The 1,666-nt window shown below is 62.2% G+C and carries 1 protein-coding gene; it reads left to right on the top strand.

Going from position 1 to position 1,666, the window contains the following annotated elements:
• Window positions 1-93 precede the first annotated feature (93 nt).
• Entirely contained in the window at window positions 94-1,110 is a 1,017-nt protein-coding gene (locus QTI66_RS39430) for an IS110 family RNA-guided transposase (protein WP_286565823.1), read from the top strand.
• The last annotated feature ends 556 nt before the right edge of the window (window positions 1,111-1,666 follow it).

The following is a 1,666-nucleotide window of genomic DNA, read 5'->3' as shown; positions in this document are numbered from 1 at the left end:
TGATAAACATCTAGCCCACGAGGTCGGCCTCCGTTCACGGGGCTATCGTTTGGATTCCAGTTCAACCGATGGTCCACATTGAAGGAGGCCGACATGAAACTGTACGCGGGGATTGACTTGCATTCCAACAACAGCGTGTTGTGTGTGCTCGACGAGCATGACAGGGTGGTGTTCTCCAAGCGCCTGCCCAATGATCTGACGGCGATCATTGGCGCGCTGCGGGCATGTGCAGGAGCGTTGGTTGGCGTGGCCGTGGAGTCCACCTACAACTGGTACTGGCTGGTCGATGGATTGCAGGATGCGGGAATGACCGTGCATTTGGTCAACACCGCTGCCGTCAGGCAGTACGACGGGCTCAAACATACCGGCGACTTCAGCGACGCTCGCCACCTGGCGCATCTGCTGCGCCTGGGCATTCTGCCCACAGGGCACATCTATCCGCGCGAGGAGCGCGCAGTGCGCGACCTGCTGCGCAAGCGCGGCCAGCTCGTTCGCCAGCGCAGCACGCAGATCCTGAGCATGCAGAACCTGGTGGCACGCAACCTGGGAGCCAATGCCCGCGGCAACGAGATCAAGCGCTGGACCAGGGAGTCCATCGAGGTGATGGCGCTGCTGGACGAGCAGAAGCTGGCGCTGCATGCCAACTTGGCTGTGATGGAATGCCTGGACACGCAGGTCAAGGCGCTGGAGAAAAGCATTTTGGCACGCGTGAAGCTGCGCGGGGACTACCGTGCACTCAAGACGGTCAGCGGCATCGGTGAAGTGCTGGCTCTGACGATTGCGCTGGAGACGGGGGACATTGGTCGTTTCCCCGGCCCCGGCAACTTCGCCTCCTACGCGCGCACGGTGGACAGCCGGCGCGAATCCAATGGCAAGAAGAAAGGCGAAGGCAATGCCAAGTGTGGCAACAAGCACTTGGCCTGGGCCTTCATCGAGGCAGCGCACTTCGCCATACGCTATGACGCCACGATCAAGCGGTGGTACCAGAAGAAGTCCGCGCACAGCCTGTCGGTGGTAGCAATCAAGGCGGTGGCGCACAAGCTGGCGCGCGCCTGCTACCACGTGATCAAAAGCGGCCAGCCCTTCGACGCGGCAAGGGCCTTCGGATAGGAGCGGCCATGCAAGACGCCGGCATGCACGCGAACATCGCCATCGTTCGTCATGGCCAATGCGGCATCGCGCCGCATCGGCCACAACGAACAGCGTGGTGGCGCGATGCCGGCGCAGCGCAGCGCTGATAGAGATTTGGGGTCGGCAACGGCAGCGCCGCATCGGAGGTTGGTACACCCATCAAACTTGATTGCGCGCCGTTGCCGATCCCGCCCGGATCATGCAAGTTTCGTTGCGCCCGCAGCGCGAGCCACAAGGGGTTGGATCACCGCCCAGGCGGTCAAACCATAGACTTGTGCGAGCCCATGCGCTCGCTGTGAATGGACACGCTGGGGAACAGAGGGTTTTCTGGGGCTGCGGATGCAGCCAGGGGCCACGCACCGCAAGGTGCCACAGCCTTGATCCTGATGGGTGACTGGTGCGCATCGGCGCAACCGAGATTCGAGAACCAAGTGTGCGGCGGTACGCGTGATTCGCAGACGGTGCGAGGCAGGAACATGCGGGGAAAGTCGCAGGATGCGGACTTCCCTATTGACGGAGACGGCTAATGGGTGAC

The organism is Variovorax brevis (assembly GCF_030317105.1).
Classification (GTDB): Bacteria; Pseudomonadota; Gammaproteobacteria; order Burkholderiales; family Burkholderiaceae_C; genus Variovorax; species Variovorax brevis.
The sequence above is the reverse complement of the archived record's forward strand: the minus strand, read 5'-3'. Positions and strand labels throughout refer to the sequence as shown.